This window comes from Streptomyces sp. NPDC034043 (assembly GCF_055575675.1).
Map to the genome: position 1 here is coordinate 109902 of NZ_JBVISF010000016.1, position 17966 is coordinate 127867.

Genomic DNA, 17966 nt, shown 5'->3' on the forward strand with positions numbered 1-17966 from the left:
GGGAGGACCACTTCACCATGGCCAAGATCATCGCGTTCAACGAGGAGGCCCGGCGCGGTCTCGAGCGTGGCATGAACCAGCTCGCCGACGCCGTCAAGGTCACCCTTGGCCCCAAGGGTCGCAACGTCGTCCTTGAGAAGAAGTGGGGCGCCCCCACGATCACCAACGACGGCGTCTCCATCGCCAAGGAGATCGAGCTCGAGGACCCGTACGAGAAGATCGGCGCTGAGCTGGTCAAGGAAGTCGCCAAGAAGACGGACGACGTCGCCGGTGACGGTACGACCACCGCGACCGTCCTCGCCCAGGCGCTCGTCCGTGAGGGTCTGCGCAACGTGGCCGCCGGTGCCAACCCGATGGCCCTCAAGCGCGGTATCGAGAAGGCCGTCGAGGCCGTATCGGCTGCCCTGCTGGCCCAGGCCAAGGATGTCGAGACCAAGGAGCAGATCGCTTCCACGGCCTCCATCTCCGCCGCCGACACCCAGATCGGCGAGCTCATCGCCGAGGCCATGGACAAGGTCGGCAAGGAAGGCGTCATCACCGTCGAGGAGTCCCAGACCTTCGGTCTGGAGCTGGAGCTCACCGAGGGCATGCGCTTCGACAAGGGCTACATCTCGGCGTACTTCGCCACCGACATGGAGCGTATGGAGGCGTCCCTGGACGACCCGTACATCCTGATCGTCAACTCCAAGATCGGCTCGGTCAAGGACCTGCTGCCGCTCCTGGAGAAGGTCATGCAGTCCGGCAAGCCGCTGCTGATCATCGCCGAGGACGTCGAGGGCGAGGCCCTGTCGACCCTGGTCGTCAACAAGATCCGCGGCACCTTCAAGTCCGTCGCCGTCAAGGCCCCGGGCTTCGGCGACCGCCGCAAGGCCATGCTCGGCGACATCGCCATCCTCACGGGCGGCACCGTCATCTCCGAGGAGGTCGGCCTCAAGCTGGAGAACGCCGGTCTCGACCTGCTCGGCCGCGCCCGCAAGGTCGTCATCACCAAGGACGAGACCACCATCGTCGACGGTGCCGGTGACAGCGACCAGGTCCAGGGCCGCGTCAACCAGATCCGCGCCGAGATCGAGAACTCCGACTCGGACTACGACCGCGAGAAGCTCCAGGAGCGCCTCGCGAAGCTGGCCGGCGGCGTGGCCGTCATCAAGGCCGGTGCCGCGACCGAGGTCGAGCTCAAGGAGCGCAAGCACCGCATCGAGGACGCCGTCCGCAACGCGAAGGCGGCCGTCGAGGAGGGCATCGTCGCCGGCGGTGGCGTGGCCCTGCTGCAGGCCTCCTCGGTCTTCGAGAAGCTCGAGCTCACCGGTGACGAGGCGACCGGCGCCAACGCCGTGAAGCTCGCGCTGGAGGCCCCGCTGAAGCAGATCGCCGTCAACGGTGGTCTCGAGGGCGGCGTCGTCGTCGAGAAGGTGCGCAACCTGGCCGTCGGCCACGGTCTGAACGCCGCGACCGGCGAGTACGTCGACATGATCGCCGAGGGCATCATCGACCCGGCGAAGGTCACCCGCTCCGCCCTGCAGAACGCCGCGTCCATCGCCGCGCTCTTCCTGACCACCGAGGCCGTCATCGCCGACAAGCCGGAGAAGGCCGCCGCCGCTCCGGGCGGCATGCCGGGCGGTGACATGGACTTCTGATCGGCCCCTGGCTCCGGCCTCTGGTTGATCGGCTGTTCTCGTACCGAGGGCGGCACCCCCTCCTCACGGAGGCGGTGCCGCCCTCGGGCGTTTTCCGGCCCGACAGGGCCTAGAAGCCGGTGGTGTCCAGCTCGAAGCCGAAGGGCTCCGGGACGGGCAGCGGCTCACCGAAGGACACCGTCCTGCGGGAGCGGTACCCGTGCGGGGAGGGGTCCCAGAAGCAGGTGATCTCCGAGTCCTGCATGTCGATGACCAGGTAGACCGGGACGAGCCGGCCGTAGACGTCCAGCTTCTCCTTCCAGTCGGCGTCCCTGGTCGAAACGGACGTGAACTCACCGACCAGGGAGAGCGCCTCTCCGTCCGCGTGGCGGCCCTCCTCGTCGAAGGCGGACTCGTCCGTGACGAACAGGTCAGGTCCGTAAGCGCGCTCGGCTTGCGGGAACCGGAAGAGGAAGGGAGCGATGTCCGCGACGTGCCCCTCGGGGGCATGGGCCTGGAGCTGCTCGCGCAGCGCCCGCATGGAACGGTAGTAGCGGAGCCTCGAGAACGGTGACACGACGATCTTCCCCCGGATGAGCTCGGCCTTGAAGCCGTCTGGCGTGTCCATCTCCGCAACCATGCGCAGGAGTGCTTCGAACGTCGGCGGCACCGCGTTCTCTATCGGTGTGGCCCGCTCGATCATGGTCGTCACCGTGTCCTCCGCGTGGCGTGGGGCGCACCGGGCGTGCTGCCGGTTCCAGGCTAGTGGCGGGCGGGGTGCTCTGCCCGGGTGCCGGGACAAGTCACCTCCGCTCGGGGGGTTTGGTTGACTGGGGGCATGAGTGCTCTCTTCGTGAAGATCTGCGGGCTGAAGACCGCCCATGACGTCGACGTGGCCGTGGAGGCCGGGGCCGACGCCGTCGGGTTCGTCTTCGCGCCCGGCAGCCCCCGGACCATCGGCGCCGCCGAGGCCCGGGAGCTCGCCGCGCGGGTGCCGGGCGGGGTGCTGACCGTCGGGGTGTTCCGGGGGCAGTCCGTCGAGGAGGTGCGCCGGCTGACGGAGGAGAGCGGCGTGCGCGGCGTGCAGCTCCACGGGGACGAGCCCGCGGCGTACTACGAGGAGCTGCGCGCCCCGGGGCGTACGCTGCTGCGCGCCACCGCCGAGCACGTCGAGCGCTGCGGCGGGTACGGGGAGGACCTGCTGCTCATCGACGCCCCCCACCCGGGCTCCGGCAAGCCCTGGAACTGGGGCTCGGAGGAGTTCACGGCGCCCGAGGGGCGCTGGCTGCTGGCCGGCGGGCTGAACCCGGGCAACGTCCGCGAGGCCGTGGCCGCGACCGGCGCCTGGGGCGTGGACGTCTCCAGCGGGGTCGAGCGGGAGCGCGGGGTGAAGTCCCCGGAGCTGATCCGCGCCTTCGTCGAGGCGGCGCGGGGCCCCGCGGCCCGGGGTGCCGCCGACAGCGCGCGGAGCTAGCCTGGAACAGGACGTCCGTGCCCGGGCCGACGGCTCCCCGACCGGTGAATCCCGGTCCGGGGAGGCGGATCCGAGGCGGACGAGGCCGCGTGCGCGGGCCCCGTCTCCCCCGGCCGCGTCGCACCCGGGCCATCGGCGTGCCCGCGTTACGGAGACGTCCGCTCACCCATCGATGCTTTCCCGGCAAGGAGGGAACGCATGAATCGGCACGCCCGTTACGCACTTCTCGCCCCGCTCCTGGTCACCGCGGTCACCATGCCGCCCACGATGGCCGCCCAGGCCGCCCCCGTCGCGGCCGCCCCGGTCAAGGCGGCAGCCGCCCCCCAGGCGACCTGCCGGCTCGTCGTGGCCCCTGGCACGAACCCCGTCGAGTTCGACCTCGTGATGACCGGCTTCAGGGGCGGCCAGCTGCTCAGGGTCTCGGGCCCGGAGAAATTCGAACGCAACGCCAATGGGGCGGGCTCCGTCACGGAAGAGAACGTCAAGAACGGCTCGTACACCGTGAAGAGCGGCTGGGGCAGGAACGAGCGGACGACCGGCTGCAGCAAGCCTCCCCGGCCGCCCGCCAAGCCCCGGATCACGAGCGCTGAGATCACCGGCGCGTCCACCACCCCCGCGGCGGTCGACTGCACCAGGCCGCAGAACGTCACGTTCCAGGGCAAGTTCACCGGTACGGGAGCCGGCGAGATCGACTACCACTGGGCGGGCCAGGGCAAGCAGATCGCGCCCTCCGTCCAGTTCACCGCCCCGGAGACCGCGACCGCACCGTTCGTCGTCAAGTCCCCCACGCGTGCGGCGGTCACGGAACCGGCCCCCAAGGTGTCCGTCCAGCTCTTCACGGGCAATGTGTCGGACAGCTTCACGTTCACCCTCACCTGCGCGCCCGGGACCTGACCGGCCGCCGCCACCCCTCCACCGTCGCGCGCCCCCCGCACCCGGGGGGCGCGTGGCACGGTGCGCCGGGAGCGCCGCCGCGCCACCACCAGCCGTGCCGATGACGGTGCGTCCGGGTGCGTACCGGGCATAGGCCCCGTATGTCCCCGCACATGCTCGCATGGCTACGGCGCGTGACGCCGCGCCGTCTCTCGCCCGTCTTCACCGCCGACTTCTCCTCCACCACCCAGTGGGTGGCGGGCCGTTCCTGGGCCTATCCCGACGGCGGGCCCGTCAACCCCCGCGACAACAAGCTCGACCACCTCACCCCCGACCCCGCCTACAGCCGCACCGGCACGTTCCGCGCGACCCGGCGCCCCGACGGCAACTGGGACGCCGGGCTGCTCACCACCGAGGGCAGCGACGAGGGCTTCCAGGCCCGCACCGGCGACGTCCTGGAGGCCCGCGTCCGGCTGCCCGAGGAGATGGGCGCCTGGCCCGCCATCTGGACCTGGCGGGACGGCGGCCAGGAGATCGACGTCTTCGAGTACCACCCCGACAACCCCGACATGCTGGAGCTGTCCAACCACGTCCGCCAGGCCCACCTCTACCACCGCGACCCGAGCGTCCGGCCCGGCGGATGGGTCGACCTGAAGGTGGAGTTCGGCCGCAGGTCGGTCGTCTGGTGGGTCAACGGCCGGCGCGTCTACTCCGACAACAGGGGCGTCGGCCGCGGCTGGCACGCGTACCTGATCGTCAACCTGTCCGTCTGCGCCGGCCGCTACCACCCCGCGCCCGACCCGGAGGTCAGCGAGATGTCGTACGAGGTCTCGCGGCTGACCGTCCACCGGCCGTAGCCCTGGCTAGGCGGGCACGCCCCTGGCCTCGCCGTCCTCCTCGACGGACTCCACCACCGGGGTGTCGCGCAGGGCCCGCACCTGGTCGGGGGAGAGGCGGGCGGCGAAGCCGTTGCCCGCGTCGCGGTAGACGTGCGTCGGCCGGATCCCGTACGCCTCGGCGACCACGGCCGGGTCGAGCCCTTCGTGCACGGTGACGATGTACGAGGGGTGCTCGGGCGCCGGTACCGCCCGGGCGGACGCGGGGCCGGGCAGGGCGTCGGCGTGGGCGGGCAGGGCGGGCAGTACGGCTACGGCGGCCAGTGCGGCGGCGGCGACGGCCACCGGCAGGGTCCGGCTCGGGCGAGTGCGCATGACCGTGAGGCCATCACGCACGGCCGTGCCCGGTCAACGACCCCGGCGGTGTGGCGCCCGCGGGCGGGAGTGAACAACGAGTGCGCCCCCTCGACGGGCGACTGCCCGTACGGGTGAAGTTCCCGAACGTGCGAGCGGGTGTCCCGGCGGGCCGAAGTTCCCGGACGGCAGCGGGAAGGAACCTTTCTCCAATGGCTGCGGCGAACGGCTGACGGACACCCCGGGACCCATCGGCCAAGCGGGGAAGGGGGTTCAAGCCCCGCTCGGCGGCGGACCGATGAAGAGGACGGCCGCCTTCGGGGACGCGTTCTGCGGGCCCCGCGAGAGGGCGGCCCCTCATGTCACCCCTTCCCCTCGGGAGACCCCCATGCGCCTCATCGCAGGTGTGGCCACCGCCACCGTGCTCGCCCTCGCCCCGGTGGCCGCCGGCACGGCGTCCGCCGCCGCGCCCGAGCCGACCCCGGCTCCGCTGCAGACGTCCGCCGACGCCGTGCCCGGCGAGTACATCGTCACCCTCGACAAGGGAGTGGACGCGGCGAAGCTGGCGGAGAAGCTCAGGCTGAAGCCGAAGCACGTCTACTCCTCCGCGCTCAACGGCTTCGCGGCCCCGCTCACCGCGCTCCAGCTGGAGGTCCTCCGGACGAGCGTCGGGGTGAAGGCGGTCGAGGAGAACACGAAGGTGGCCTCCGTACCGATGCCCGCCGCGCCGAGCGCGAGCAGGGCCCCGTCCTCCTCCTGGGGCCTGGACCGGATCGACCAGCGGCAGCTGCCGCTCAACAACGACTTCACCGTCGGCGGCAGCGGCGCCGGGGTGACCGCCTACATCCTCGACACCGGCATCGACTACCTGCACAACGAGTTCGGCGGCCGCGCCACGTTCGGGTTCGACGCGATGCCGGACGCCGCGACCCAGAGGGGCCAGGACTGCAACGGCCACGGCACGCACGTCGCGGGCACGGTCGCCGGCGCCACGTACGGCGTCGCGCGCAAGGCGAACCTGGTGAGCGTGCGCGTCCTCGGCTGCGACGGCAAGGGCTCCTACGCCGGAATGATCGCGGGCATGGACTGGGTGGCGAAGAACGCCAAGCAGCCGGCGGTGCTCAACGGCTCCCTGGGCGGCCCGCGTTCCGAGGCCCTCAACAACGCGGCCAACGCCCTGTCCGACGCGGGCGTCCTGCCGGTCATCGCGGCGGGCAACGAGGCGCAGGACGCCTGCAACGTCTCGCCCGCCTCGGCCTCCCGCGTGGTCACCGTGGGAGCGACCAACCGCTGGGACGAGGAGACCTCGTTCTCCAACTACGGCCAGTGCGTATCCCTCTACGCCCCCGGCCAGGAGATCGTCTCAGCGAAGCTGCGCGGCGGCAGCGTGGCCCTGAACGGTACGTCCATGGCCGCGCCGCACGTCGCCGGTGTCGTCGCCCTCTACAAGCAGGCGCACCCGAACGAGCTGCCGGCGGACATCGCCAACTTCCTGAGCGACGAGTCCTCCAAGGACATCCTGACCTCCCTCAGCAAGGGCTCGCCGAACCGGCTGCTGTTCACCAACGGCCTCTGACCGGTCAGAGCGCCGCGACGAAGGTCGCCCAGGCCCGCGCGTGGAACACCACGTGCGGGCCTTCGGGCTGCTTGGAGTCCCTCACGGGAACGAGGTCGGTGTGCGCGTCGCACACCTCGACGCAGTCACCGCCGCTTCCATCGCTGTGGGTCGACTTGCGCCAGGTGGCCATCTCGACGCAGCTGCCACCGCTGCCGTCGCTGTAGCCGGACTTGTGCCACATGGCCATCTCCAGACAGTTGCCGCCATCGCCACCGCTGTAGCTGGACTTGTGCCAAGTGGCCGTCGACAAGTCGTACTTAGGCATGCTCGTCATGTGCGTACTCCTCGGCAGCGGACTCGATCAGGGCCAGCGAATCGTGCGGTGACAGTGCACTGGCCGTGAGGAGATCGTAGGTCAGGGTGTGCCGGGCCACTGTGGCTGGATCGTCAAGCAGTTGCCCCACTCCCATGCCGTCGACGTAGGCGAGTGGAGGGGCGTCCGCGAAGGACATCAGCTTCAGAGAGCCATGCATGCCCGCGTGGGCGCCAGTGCCGAATGGAATCACCTGGGCGATGAGTCGGCGAGCTCGCATCAAAGACGCGAGGTGACGTAGGGCATCCGCCATCACCGCCCGGCCTCCCACGACCCTGCGGAGTACCGCCTCGTCGAGAACGCACCACAACAAGGGCGTTGTTGGGTCGCTGAGGAGCTTGGCGCGGTCGAGCCTGGCCTCCGTCAACTCATCGATCTCGGCTTCCGACGCGGTCGGCTGGTAGGCGTGGAAGACCTCCCGCGCATACCCTTCCCGCTGAAGCAACCCCGGGATGGTCAGCGGCGCGTACTCCCGGATGGTCAGCGCCTCGGCCTCCGCTTCGGCCGCTTCCGCGAAGTGGTCGGGGTACTTGGACTTGCCGTCCTTGCCGCAGTTGCGGGTGAAGAAGCCCTCCGTCCCCAGGATGGCGTCTATCGCTTTGGCCAGTTCGAGTGTGATTCTGCGGGTGCCCACTTCCATCTGGCCGACGTACGAGCCGCTCACGAAAAGCCGTTCGCCGAGCGCCGCTTGGCTCATCGCAGCACGTTCGCGGGCTACGCGGAGCTCGGCGCCGAGGAGGGCGCGGGGTGATGAGGGATCGAGTTTCTTGCGTGGCATGACAACTCCCGGTCCAGCATGTGCGGTTGCTGTGGTGGCCCACTTGAAAGGCTAGCCACCTGATCGCCACTCTGTGTACAGAAGCTGAATACTCAGAGTGGAAGGTGATATGTCATGGTGCTCTCCCCGCAGGAGCGGATGAGGGCGGCCGAAGAGGCCGTCCGGCAGTTGAAGGACGCACTGGGCGGGGTGGGGGTGGTGTTCCCGTCGCTGGACGTGGAGCGGGTTTCGGCGGCCGGTACGTACGGGCTGCCCCTGGTCGACCTCGGGCGCTGCAACATCGACACCGCGCTGCGGCTGGCCGCCGTCCTGCACGAGCGGGCGGGCCGGTGAGCGAGCCGGTGGACGCGGCGCAGTTCGCCTTCGAGCTCGGGTGGAAGCTGCGCGGGCTGGAGGCGGTCCTGGTGGGGGGCGGCTGGCGGCGGCAGGGTCTGGGGCTCGCCGTAAGGGCGCGGCCCAGCGGTGGGGGCGGCGGGGAGTGGACGGCCGTCGGGGACGACGGGGAGCGGCGGGAGACGCGTACCGCCGATACGGCGGACGAGGCGACGGCGCAGGTGCAGGAGGCGTTCGGGATGAAGGGGTGGCGCCCGCAGCCGCCCCCGCCGCCGGGATGGCAGCGGTTCACGCTGGTGCACTGCCCGGTGGGGGAGTGTCCCCCGTACGACGACGCCCGCTACGAGCGGCTCAAGGCGGAGCCGCCGCGCGGCTGCGTGGCCGAGGAGATCGGCGGGTACTTCGGACTGTGCTGCGAGCGGCCGGGCGAGCGGCTGCTGGACGCGGTCGCCGACGTGTGCCTGGAGGTCCGGGAGAAGTACGGGCTGCTGATGAGCGACCTCGGCATCGAGAAGCTGTGGGGATGGTCCCCGGACGGTACGGACGGCTGGGGCGCCGAGATCGTCGGGCAGCTGCTCCTGATGGCGGCGGAACGCGGCCCCAAGCTCGGCTACTCCGTGGACGACCTGGTCCGCTTCCTGCGGACGGCCGCCGGGGGGTCTCCCGAGCCGGGGCGGCCGTAACGGGAGCGCCCCGCCGCCGGGGGATCAGGCCGGCACCGGCTCCTTCGCCGCCGGGGGACCGGCCGGGGCGGCGGGGCCGGGATCGGTGTCGAGGTCGGCCAGCATCCGCGGGGTGAAGCCGAAGAAGTACGTCGCGGCGAAGCCGACCAGGTAGCCGACCCCGAGGCCGCCCGCGTACACGGCGACGGTCGGGCCCATTCCCGACGTACCGTCCAGCAGCGGGAACAGCGCCCACCCCGAGGGGCCGATCGCGGTGGAGCCGAAGGCGACGCCCAGCTGGTTGCACAGCCCGACGAAGGCCCCGCCCGCCGCGCCGCCGACGCAGGCGGTGACGAACGGGCGGCCCAGCGGCAGGGACACCCCGTAGATCAGCGGCTCGCCCACCCCCAGGAAGCCGGCCGGGAGCGCCGACTTGATGGTGGTGCGGATCGAGCCGTTGCGCGGGAGGCGGCAGTAGACGGCGAGGGCCGCGCCGACCTGGCCCGCGCCGGCCATGGCGAGGATCGGCAGCAGGACGGTGTAGCCGGACTGCTCGATGAGGGTGGTGTGGATGGGGATCAGCGCCTGGTGGAGGCCGAGCATCACCAGGGGCAGGAAGAGACCGCCGAGGACCAGCCCGGCGAGGGCGCCGCCGGCGGCCAGCAGCCAGTTGGCGAAGGCGCCGATCGCGGCGGCGACCTCACCGGCGAGGAACATCAGGCCGAAGAGGGTGACCAGGCCCGTGACGAGGACCGTGAGGGTCGGGGTGACCAGCACGTCCAGGGTTTCCGGCACCCAGCGCCGGCACCACCGCTCCACGTGCACGGCGAGCAGGGCGGCCGCCAGCGCACCGAGGACCCCGCCCTGGCCGGGGGAGAGGTGCTCGCCGAAGGCGTCGATCCGGGCGACGCCGGGGAAGACGATGACCGCGGCGACGGCCCCGCCGAGGACGGGGGTGCCGCCGAACTCCTTGGCGGTGTTGAAGCCGACGAAGACCGCGATCAGCGACATGAACCCGGACGCGATCGCGGCGAGGGCCGGGACCACGGCCGGGGCCCAGCCGAGGTTGGCGAGCAGGCCGTTCAGGCCGGCGATGACGCCGCAGCCGATCAGGGCGGGGATCAGCGGCACGAAGACGTTCGCGATGCGGCGCAGGAAGAGCTTGAAGGGGGTCGCGTTGCGGGCCTTCCGGGCCTCCTTCAGCGCGGCGCCCCGGTCGGCGAGGTCCCCGGCGGTGACCCCGGCCGGCTCCGCCGCGGGGGTGCGGCCCGCCTCGACCAGCGCCTCGAACTCGGGCGTGACCCGGGCGACGGTGCCCGGCCCCAGCACGATCTGGTAGGTGTCGTCCTCGACCACGCCCAGCACCCCGGGCACGGCCCGCAGGGCGGCGTCGTCCACGAGGGAGCGGTCGCGCAGGCCGATGCGCAGCCGGGTCATGCAGTGCGCGACGGAGCCGATGTTGTCCGGGCCGCCGACCAGGGGGAGGATCGCGGCGGCGGTGGCGCGGTTCTTGTCAGTGGACATGTACTCGCCTTGCGTGGGAGGGCGTCTACTGGGCTGGGGACTGCGGCTCGGGCTGGGAATGCGGCTGGGGCTGTGGCTGTGGCTGTGGCTGGGACTGTGGCTGTGGCCGGGACTCGGCTTCGGTCCGGGCGCGGTCGAGGGCGTCGCGGAGGTGTCCGCGTGCCCCGGCGAGCAGGCGGGCGGCGCCGGGGCCGTCGACCCCGCCGAGGACGACGAGGATCGCGTCCTTCACCTCGCCGCCGGTCGCCGCGAGCGCCGCCTCGATCTCCGCGTCCGAGGCGCCGGTCGCCAGCGCGACGATGCGGCGGGACCGGGCGCGCAGCTTCTCGTTCGAGGCGCGTACGTCGACCATGAGGTTCCCGTACGTCTTGCCGAGACGGATCATCGTCACCGTCGAGATCAGGTTCAGTACGAGCTTCTGCGCCGTGCCCGCCTTCAGCCGGGTGGAGCCGGTCAGCAGCTCGGGCCCGACGACCGCCTCGATGCCGTGCTCGGCGGCCGCCGCGAGGGGGGACCCGGCGTTGCAGGACAGGCCGACGGTGAGCGCGCCGCGCGTACGGGCGAACTCGACCGCCCCGATCGCGTACGGGGTGCGGCCGGAGGCGGAGACGCCGACCACGGTGTCCTGGGCGGTCAGGGCGAGGGCGGTGAGGTCGGCGGCGGCCAGCTCCCGGGAGTCCTCGGCGCCCTCGATGGCCTTCACCAGGGCCCCGGGGCCGCCCGCGATCAGGCCGACGACCTGCGCCGGATCGGTGTTGAAGGTGGGCGGGCACTCACTGGCGTCCAGCACCCCGAGCCGTCCCGCCGTGCCCGCGCCCGCGTAGACGAGCCGGCCGCCGCGGGCCATCCGCTCGGCGACGGCGTCGACGACGGCGGCGATCGGCTCCAGCTGCGCGGCGACGGCGGCGGGCACGGTGGCGTCCTCGGCGTTCATGACGCGGACGATCTCCAGCGTCGAGAGCCGGTCGATCTCCGCGAGCTCGGGCCGGAAGGCCTCGGTGGTCAGCGTCTCCAGCTCGGCGCGGAGGGCGGCGTACGCGGTCGTGCGGTGGTCGCTCACGGCTGGAACCTATTTTCCGGCGGGGCCCGGGGCAAGAAGGCACGCCCCCGCCGGTGCGCCGGGGTGGTGCGGGCGATGGCGGGGGGAGGCGCCGGGGAAAGCGGGCCTTCGCCTGGCGGCCGGTCGGGGTCCACAATGAGCCCATGGACCACGCGACCCCCCTGGAACAGGCGCTGCACGTCGCCCGTGCCCTCGTTCTCGCCGATCTCGCCGCCGGTGAGGTCGCCGATGCCGATGTCGTCTCCCTCGTCGAGGACTCGGTCACGCACCGCCGCTGGTGGGTGGAGCAGTGGCCGGAGGGGGTCGACTACCTCGCCGGACTCGTCGCGCAGGACGTGAAGGACGCCCTGCTGGAGAAGTACGGACGCTGGCCGATGTGTCCCGTCTGCGTGCACGGGGAGCCGCACGCGCTGGACGTGGAACCGGAACTCGGACGCGACCCGCACTGGGTGTGCTCGGAGGCCGGGGTGAAGGTCGCGGCCGTGGGCGGCCTCGGCCCCGTCCTCCACCCGGGCCGGTGAGACGCCGGTGACGGTGTACATCGACCCGCCGGTCTGGCCGGGACACGGCCGCCTGTGGTCGCACCTGGTCAGCGACGTCTCGTACGAGGAGCTGCACGCCTTCGCGGCGGGCATCGGCTGCCCGCCGCGGGCGTTCGAGCGGGACCACTACGACGTGCCCTCGCACCGCTACGCGGACGCGGTCGCGGCGGGCGCGGTGGAGATCGGCAGCAAGGAACTGGTCCGCCGCCTCACGGAGGCGGGGCTGCGGCGGCCGAAACATCGCCCGTCAGTGGCCTGAATACCCGTCATCTCTCCTGTGTCCAGGCCGATTTGCTGCATTAGGATGACCGCGGCTCGGCCACCGGCATCGGGATGAGGGAGATCGTGCGTCGGTCAGTGCTGTTCGTCCACGGAACCGGGGTCCGCGAGGCTTCGTACACCAGCAGCTTCGAGGAGGTCCGGGCCCGGCTCGCCGACATCCGGCCGGAGCTGGAGGTCCGCGGCTGCTTCTGGGGCAGGGAGCAGGGCGCGGCCATGGCCCTCGACGGGGCCTCCGTCCCCCTCTACCGGCAGACGCGCGGCGGTACCCCGGAAGACGACGAGATCGCCGTCTGGGACGTCCTGTACGAGGACCCCTGGTACGAACTGCGCCTGCTCGGACTCCAGCCGGCGGAGGAATCCGGCTTCGGCTTCGGGCCCTCGCCCTCCGAGGAGTTCCTCGCCGAGGTCACCGGGTACGTCCCGGGGCCGGCGGTGGTCGAGGCGTTCGCCGCTCGGGGCCTGGACGGGGAGTTCACCGAGGCGCTGCGGGCCGTGGTGCGGGCGCCCGAGTTCCACGACGCCGCGGCCACGGCGGACGCCGACGGGACGGAGCACCGCAGGGCCTTCGCCCGCGCCGTGGTGGCCATGACCCTCGCCCTCGCCTTCGAGCGGGGCGGCGAGGTGTCCGGCATCGTGCGCGACGAGCTGCTCGCCGTGCTCAGCACCGAGCTGTACGCCGAGGGCCGGTCCGTGAGCGGCTTCCTGGCCAAGGCGCTGGCCCGGCCCGTCGGCTGGCGCGGCCGCCGCCGGCGCGGGGCGTGGGGTGACGCCGCCCTGCCCGCCATCGGCGACATCCTGCGGTACCAGGCCCGGGGCCAGGGCGTACGGGACCAGATCAAGCGGACGATCGAGAACACGCCGGGGGACGCGGTCACCGTGATCGCGCACAGCCTCGGCGGGGTCGCCTGCGTCGACCTGCTGGTCCGCGAGCGGCTGGAGCGCGTGGACCAGCTGATCACCGTCGGCTCGCAGGCCCCGTACTTCTACGAGATCGGGGCCCTGGTCTCGCTCGAACACCCCGAGACCCTGCCGGAGGGCTTCCCCGCGCGGTGGCTCAACGTCTACGACGAGCGCGACCTGCTCTCGTACCGGGCCGAGAAGGTGTTCCCGGGCCGGGCCGACGACCACCGGGTCGACAACCGGCAGCCCTTCCCCTGGGCCCACACCACGTACTGGTCCAACCCCGAGGTCTGGAACGCTGTCCGCACATGGCTGAGCTGACCGCCCCCGACCCGGCGCGCGTACACGCCCTCCTGGTCGGCATCGAGCACTACCCGCGCTTCGCCGACCGGAACCTGGCCGGTGCCGCGGCCGACGCCATGCGGCTCGCCCGCTGGCTGCGCAGGCGCGGGGTCCCCGGCAGGAACATCAGGCTGCTGCTCGCGCCGGCGGACGCCTCCTGGGCCGGCCTCAACACCCAGGAACGGGACCTGGACGTCGAGATCGAGACGGTCATCTCCCGGGACCAGATCCTCGACAGGCTCGCCCCGCCGCGGACGGTGCCCGAGGGCGACCTGCTGTACGTGTACTGGGGCGGCCACGGGGTGGTGGACCGGGGCGACCGCCGGCTGCTGCTCTGTCCGGACGCCTCGGACGCCGATCCGCGCTGCCTGGACCTGATGGAGCTGCGGGACTACCTGACCAGGCCGGACGTGGCGTACTGCCGCAGGCAGGTCTTCCTCGTGGACGCCTGCGCGACCTTCGTCAAGGCCGGCGGGCCCAGGCCGGCCGTCGCCGTGCTGCCGACGGGCCGGCGGATGCCGGTGGAGCAGTTCATGCTGCTCGCCGCCGCGTCCGGGCAGGCGGCGACGCAGCGCGGTGTCCAGCGGACCGGGGCCTTCTCGACCACCGTCATGGACTGGCTGGAGGAGCACTCGCCGGGCCTGGACACCGACCTCGACGCGCTGGTCGCGCACGTCAAGGAGCACTTCACCGGGCACCGCCTGGGCAGCCGGCAGCACCAGAGCCCCGTCACCCTGGTGATCCAGCCGGTCGGCGGGGACGTGGAGATCTGGCAGCGGTCGGACCCTTTGGCGTCGCCGGTCCCCTTGGCGTCGTCGGCCCCTGCCGCCCCTGCCGCCCCTTCGATCCCTGTCGTCGCGGGGTCGGGCGCGCCCGTGGCGCGGCCGGCGCCGGCCGGCGGGGGCCGCAGGGCGGGGATGTGGGCCGGGGGCGGGGCGCTGGCGATGGTGGCGATGGTCGCGATCGTGGCGATGTTCCTGCACGGGGAGGGCGGTGACGGGGAGAGCGGCGACGGGAAGCCGGACCAGGCGGTGCCGGCGGCCGGGGCCGCGGTGCCGGGGAAGGAGATCACCGCATCCCCGCCCACCCCCGGCACGCCGGCCCCGTCGTCATCGGCACCGACGGCTGCGGCGCCCGCCCCGCAGCAGCCGACGGCGGCACCACCGGCCAATCCCCTCGGGGAGAGGTGCGGGGCTGGACACACGACGACCAACGTGCCGGACATCGTGGAGACGGTCTGCGTCCGGGAGGTAAACGGGCGGATCAGCATGGTGGGCTACGTGAAGTCCCTCACCACCCCGAAGGCCGTCTCGGTGAGCCTCTGGCTGGCGGGGCCGAACAACACCTACGTGTTCCCTGCCAAGGGGCCCGCCACGAAGGACCTCAAGGCAACCTCCGGAGAGGAACGGTTCGAGGTCCCGGTCACCGGTCTCAAGGCGGGCGACTACGAAGTCCACATCACCACCACCGAGGTGGGTGTCAGCACGCAGACCCTGATGAAGGACCCGAAGCGCGGCCACTCGATGCCGTTCACGTACCCCTGACGCTGTCCACCGCCGCCCGCTGGGCGGGGGAGCCGGCCACCACGCGGGTCGCGCGGGGCGGCGTACCGCGGTCCAGGCGGAGGGCGAGGGCGGTGAGGCCGAGGGCGGTGACGGTCATGGCCGCGCCCGCCCAGGCCGGGGAGGAGAAGCCGAATCCGGCGTCGATGACCGTGCCGCCGAGCCAGGGGCCGCCGGTGTTGCCGAGGTTGAACGCGGCGGTGGTGGTGGCTCCGGCGAGGGTCGGGGCCGCTCCGGCGACGTTGAACATCCGGGCGTTGAGGGCCGGGGCGGTGAAGAACGCCGAGACGCCGAGCAGGAACGCCAGGGCGATCGCGGCGGCCGCGCTGGAGGCCAGCACGGTGAGGGCGCCGAGGAACACCGTCGAGGCGGTGATGCCCCAGAGCATCACCCCGAACAGGCGCGCGTCGGCGATGCGCCCGCCGACGGTCGTCCCGGCCAGGGCTCCGACGCCGAAGAGGCCCAGGACCCACGGCACCCACTTCGAGTCCAGTCCGGCCACGTCCGTGAGCAGCGGCGACAGGTAGCTGAAGGCGCAGAAGACGCCGCCCGCGGCCAGGGCCGTGATGCCGATCGACAGCCACACCTGGCGGTCGCGGTAGATGCCCAGCTCGCGGCGGAGGCGGGGCTTCTCGGCGGGCAGCGGGATCTTCGGGATCAGCGCCAGGATGCCGGCGAGGGCGACGGCGGAGGCGGCGCCGACCGACCAGAACGCGGAGCGCCAGCCGAAGTGCTCGCCGAGGAAGGCGCCGGCGGGGACGCCGAGGACGTTGGCGATGGACAGGCCGCCGATCATGACGGACATGGCGCGGGCCCGCTGGTCCTGGTCGACCATGGCGATGGCGACGGCCGCGCCGACGGCCCAGAACCCGGCGCAGGCGAGGGCCGACACCACGCGGGAGGCGAAGAGGAGCTCGTACGTGGGTGCCAGCGCGCCCGCCACCTGGCCGAGGCCGAAGAGGCTGATGAGGGCGATGAGGGTGGTGCGGCGCGGGAGGCGCAGGGTGGCGACCGCGAGCAGCGGCGCCCCGACGACCATGCCGATCGCGAAGGCGGATATCAGCAGGCCCGCCTGCGGGATGGTGACGCCCATGTCCTGCGCGATGGGGGGCAGGAGGCCGGACAGCATGAACTCGCTGGTGCCGAGCGCGAAGACGGACAGGCCGAGGACGTAGACGGCGACGGGCATACGGGATCGGGGTCGTGCGGAGGCTGCGGGCATGTACTTCCCGAACCGCCGCGAAGCGGGACGCATTCCCGGGTGATGTTCCGTATGTCAGGTCAGCGAGGCCAGCTCGGCTTCCAGGTTGCGGCGTGCCGGGCCCTCCCAGTGGGCGGCGCCGTACGGGGTGCGGAAGAGGCGCGGCAGGGAGAGCAGACCGCGCAGGACGGCGGCGCGGCCGGTGCGGAAGGCCTCGTCGGGGACGAAGCCGTACTCGGCGCGGACGGCGGCGGCGTAGGCGGTGTAGGCGGCGGGGTCGCCGGCGAGGACGCCGAGGTCGGCGTCGCAGAGGGCCTCGCCGTTGGTGTCGCCGGGGGCCGGGTCGTGGGTGACGGTGAGCCGCACCAGCCGGGCGACCTCGGCGGTGCGGGCCGCGTCGACGCCCAGCTCGGGGAGGGCGCGTTCGGCGAGGGCTGCGCTGCGCTCCTCGTTCTCGGAGCGGTCGGGGCGGTAGACGGCGTCGTGGAACCAGGCGGCGAGCTCGACGGCGGTGGTGTCGTCGGCGTGCCCGGCCAGTACGTCGAGCCGGGCGAGGACCTCGGCCAGGTGGGCGGTGGTGTGGTACCGGCGCTGAGGTTCCGCCCAGGCGGTGAGGAGGCGGTCGGCGTAGGGGGCGGGGTCGCGGGTGGCGCCGGCGGCGGTGGCGGTGGCCGCCCAGCGGGCGCGGAGGCGGTCGGTGTCGGGGCGGTCGGTGTCGGGGGTTTCCATGCGGACATTGTGGGCTGGCGCGATTGTGCTGGTGGAGCGCGGGTGGGGCCCGTACCCTGGATATTGGACTAGACCTATTTTCCATATGGGCATAAGGATGGGGATCACATGAGCAACCGTGCGCTCCTGGAGGTGATCGCCCTCGACGTGGAGGACGCGGTCGCCGCCAGGGCAGGTGGGGCGGACCGCCTCGAACTGGTCACCGACATGGCCGCCGACGGGCTCAGCCCGACGCGCGAGACCTTCGCGGCGATCAGGGCGGCGGTCGACATCCCGCTGCGCGTGATGCTCCGCACGGCGGACGGATTCGCGGCGGGCGACGTCTCCGTGCTGGTGGAGACCGTGCGGGGGCTGCGGGCGGAGGGTGCGGAGGAGTTCGTCCTCGGCTTCCTGCACCCGGACGGCAGCCCCGACCTCGACGCGGTCGAGGCCGTGCTGGCGGAGCTGGACGGCTGCCGGTGGACGTTCCACCGGGCGATCGACCGCGCGGCGGACCGGGACGGCCTGCGGAAGGCCCTCGCGGAGCTGCCGGGCCTGGACACCTACCTGACGGCGGGATCGGCGGCCGGGGTCGAGGACGGGCTGCCGGTGCTGGTGGCGGAGGCGGCGGCGGGGCGGCGCGGAGAGCCGGGGTACGGGCCGCGGCTGCTGGTCGGCGGCGGCCTCACGCTGGCGCACGTGCCGGTGCTGCGGGAGGCGGGCATCGACGCGTTCCACATCGGCGGCGCGGCGCGGCCCTCCGGGTGGGGGCGGCCGGTCTCGGCGGCGGCGGTGGCGGAGTGGCGGGAGGCGGTGGGGTAGCCCTTGCCCTGGCCGGGCGGTTCGGGGTGGGCGGCATTGCCCTGTCGGGCGGGGTGCGGTGGGGTGGTTTCGGGTCGGGGGCGGTGCCGGGGTGGGGTGTCGTCCGGGGCGGGCTTCGATGTTCGGCGCCTGTTCCGGGTATGTCCTGCGGAGCGGTACCGCGCGC

The 17966-nt window shown here is 72.7% G+C and carries 20 protein-coding genes; 12 read left to right on the top strand and 8 right to left on the bottom strand.

Translation table 11 applies throughout. The features are described 5' to 3' along the window. The first annotated feature begins 17 nt into the window (after positions 1-17). Complete coding sequence (groL, locus tag ACZ51S_RS29755; RefSeq protein WP_007265555.1) at positions 18-1637, top strand: chaperonin GroEL; 1620 nt, start codon at positions 18-20, stop codon at positions 1635-1637. 109 nt (positions 1638-1746) lie between these two features. Here the strand turns inward: groL and ACZ51S_RS29760 are convergent, their stop codons facing one another. Then, entirely contained in the window at positions 1747-2319 is a 573-nt protein-coding gene (locus tag ACZ51S_RS29760; RefSeq protein WP_468479379.1) for a Uma2 family endonuclease, read from the bottom strand. Positions 2320-2454: 135 nt separating this feature from the next. Between ACZ51S_RS29760 and ACZ51S_RS29765 the strand changes: the two genes are divergently transcribed. The 3 genes from ACZ51S_RS29765 (at position 2455) to ACZ51S_RS29775 (ending at position 4820) form a co-directional block, all read left to right on the top strand. Continuing rightward, positions 2455-3090: a phosphoribosylanthranilate isomerase gene (locus ACZ51S_RS29765; protein ID WP_468803676.1), complete on the top strand. Its 636-nt coding sequence runs from the start codon at positions 2455-2457 to the stop codon at positions 3088-3090. Between the two features lie 198 nt (positions 3091-3288). Beyond that, positions 3289-3984, top strand: a complete 696-nt coding sequence (locus tag ACZ51S_RS29770) for a hypothetical protein (RefSeq protein ID WP_468962485.1) — start codon at positions 3289-3291, stop codon at positions 3982-3984. A 152-nt stretch (positions 3985-4136) separates the two neighbouring features. Then, positions 4137-4820 carry a LamG domain-containing protein gene (locus ACZ51S_RS29775; RefSeq protein ID WP_468962487.1) on the top strand — a complete coding sequence of 228 codons (684 nt, stop codon included), beginning with the start codon at positions 4137-4139 and terminating at the stop codon, positions 4818-4820. Between the two features lie 6 nt (positions 4821-4826). Here the strand turns inward: ACZ51S_RS29775 and ACZ51S_RS29780 are convergent, their stop codons facing one another. After that, the gene (locus ACZ51S_RS29780; protein ID WP_468479364.1) at positions 4827-5174 is read right to left on the bottom strand and encodes a protease inhibitor I9 family protein; all 348 of its coding nucleotides are present in this window, start codon (positions 5172-5174) and stop codon (positions 4827-4829) included. A gap of 367 nt (positions 5175-5541) precedes the next feature. On the opposite strand from ACZ51S_RS29780, the gene ACZ51S_RS29785 reads away from it, so the two are divergent. Continuing rightward, positions 5542-6729: a S8 family peptidase gene (locus ACZ51S_RS29785; protein ID WP_468962489.1), complete on the top strand. Its 1188-nt coding sequence runs from the start codon at positions 5542-5544 to the stop codon at positions 6727-6729. Positions 6730-6733: 4 nt separating this feature from the next. Here the strand turns inward: ACZ51S_RS29785 and ACZ51S_RS29790 are convergent, their stop codons facing one another. Together ACZ51S_RS29790 and ACZ51S_RS29795 are read right to left on the bottom strand one after the other, a co-directional pair. Then, positions 6734-7045, bottom strand: coding sequence for a DUF397 domain-containing protein (locus tag ACZ51S_RS29790; protein WP_468962491.1), 312 nt, complete (start codon positions 7043-7045; stop codon positions 6734-6736). Continuing rightward, entirely contained in the window at positions 7029-7862 is an 834-nt protein-coding gene (locus tag ACZ51S_RS29795) for a helix-turn-helix domain-containing protein (protein ID WP_468962493.1), read from the bottom strand. The genes ACZ51S_RS29790 and ACZ51S_RS29795 overlap by 17 nt, the downstream gene beginning before the upstream one ends. Positions 7863-7976: 114 nt before the next feature. Here ACZ51S_RS29795 and ACZ51S_RS29800 point away from each other — a divergent pair, with 114 nt between their 5' ends. Together ACZ51S_RS29800 and ACZ51S_RS29805 are read left to right on the top strand one after the other, a co-directional pair. Next, positions 7977-8195, top strand: coding sequence for a hypothetical protein (locus ACZ51S_RS29800; protein ID WP_467892555.1), 219 nt, complete (start codon positions 7977-7979; stop codon positions 8193-8195). Continuing rightward, complete coding sequence (locus ACZ51S_RS29805) at positions 8192-8878, top strand: hypothetical protein (protein WP_468479360.1); 687 nt, start codon at positions 8192-8194, stop codon at positions 8876-8878. The genes ACZ51S_RS29800 and ACZ51S_RS29805 overlap by 4 nt, the downstream gene beginning before the upstream one ends. Positions 8879-8902: 24 nt before the next feature. Here ACZ51S_RS29805 and ACZ51S_RS29810 read toward each other — a convergent pair whose 3' ends face one another. Together ACZ51S_RS29810 and murQ are read right to left on the bottom strand one after the other, a co-directional pair. Further along, a complete protein-coding gene (locus ACZ51S_RS29810) occupies positions 8903-10381 on the bottom strand; it encodes a PTS transporter subunit EIIC (protein ID WP_468803682.1) in 1479 nt (492 codons plus the stop codon). 25 nt (positions 10382-10406) lie between these two features. Then, positions 10407-11441: an N-acetylmuramic acid 6-phosphate etherase gene (gene murQ / locus ACZ51S_RS29815; RefSeq protein ID WP_468962496.1), complete on the bottom strand. Its 1035-nt coding sequence runs from the start codon at positions 11439-11441 to the stop codon at positions 10407-10409. 143 nt (positions 11442-11584) lie between these two features. Here murQ and ACZ51S_RS29820 point away from each other — a divergent pair, with 143 nt between their 5' ends. The 4 genes from ACZ51S_RS29820 (at position 11585) to ACZ51S_RS29835 (ending at position 15051) form a co-directional block, all read left to right on the top strand. Further along, positions 11585-11962: a hypothetical protein gene (locus ACZ51S_RS29820; protein WP_388942316.1), complete on the top strand. Its 378-nt coding sequence runs from the start codon at positions 11585-11587 to the stop codon at positions 11960-11962. Positions 11963-11969: 7 nt separating this feature from the next. Then, a complete protein-coding gene (locus ACZ51S_RS29825) occupies positions 11970-12242 on the top strand; it encodes a DUF4031 domain-containing protein (RefSeq protein WP_468479357.1) in 273 nt (90 codons plus the stop codon). An 86-nt stretch (positions 12243-12328) separates the two neighbouring features. Beyond that, a complete protein-coding gene (locus ACZ51S_RS29830; RefSeq protein WP_468803685.1) occupies positions 12329-13486 on the top strand; it encodes a lipase family protein in 1158 nt (385 codons plus the stop codon). Beyond that, positions 13474-15051 carry a caspase family protein gene (locus ACZ51S_RS29835; RefSeq protein WP_468962498.1) on the top strand — a complete coding sequence of 526 codons (1578 nt, stop codon included), beginning with the start codon at positions 13474-13476 and terminating at the stop codon, positions 15049-15051. Before ACZ51S_RS29830 ends, ACZ51S_RS29835 begins: the two co-directional genes overlap by 13 nt. On the opposite strand, the gene ACZ51S_RS29840 is transcribed toward ACZ51S_RS29835, so the two are convergent. After that, on the bottom strand, positions 15038-16258 hold the full coding sequence (locus ACZ51S_RS29840; RefSeq protein WP_468962499.1) for a Cmx/CmrA family chloramphenicol efflux MFS transporter: 1221 nt from the start codon (positions 16256-16258) through the stop codon (positions 15038-15040). The genes ACZ51S_RS29835 and ACZ51S_RS29840 overlap by 14 nt on opposite strands. Before the next feature lie 87 nt (positions 16259-16345). Next, the gene (locus ACZ51S_RS29845; protein WP_468479353.1) at positions 16346-16999 is read right to left on the bottom strand and encodes an HD domain-containing protein; all 654 of its coding nucleotides are present in this window, start codon (positions 16997-16999) and stop codon (positions 16346-16348) included. Positions 17000-17107: 108 nt separating this feature from the next. On the opposite strand from ACZ51S_RS29845, the gene ACZ51S_RS29850 reads away from it, so the two are divergent. Beyond that, positions 17108-17800, top strand: coding sequence for a copper homeostasis protein CutC (locus tag ACZ51S_RS29850; protein WP_468479352.1), 693 nt, complete (start codon positions 17108-17110; stop codon positions 17798-17800). The last annotated feature ends 166 nt before the right edge of the window (positions 17801-17966 follow it).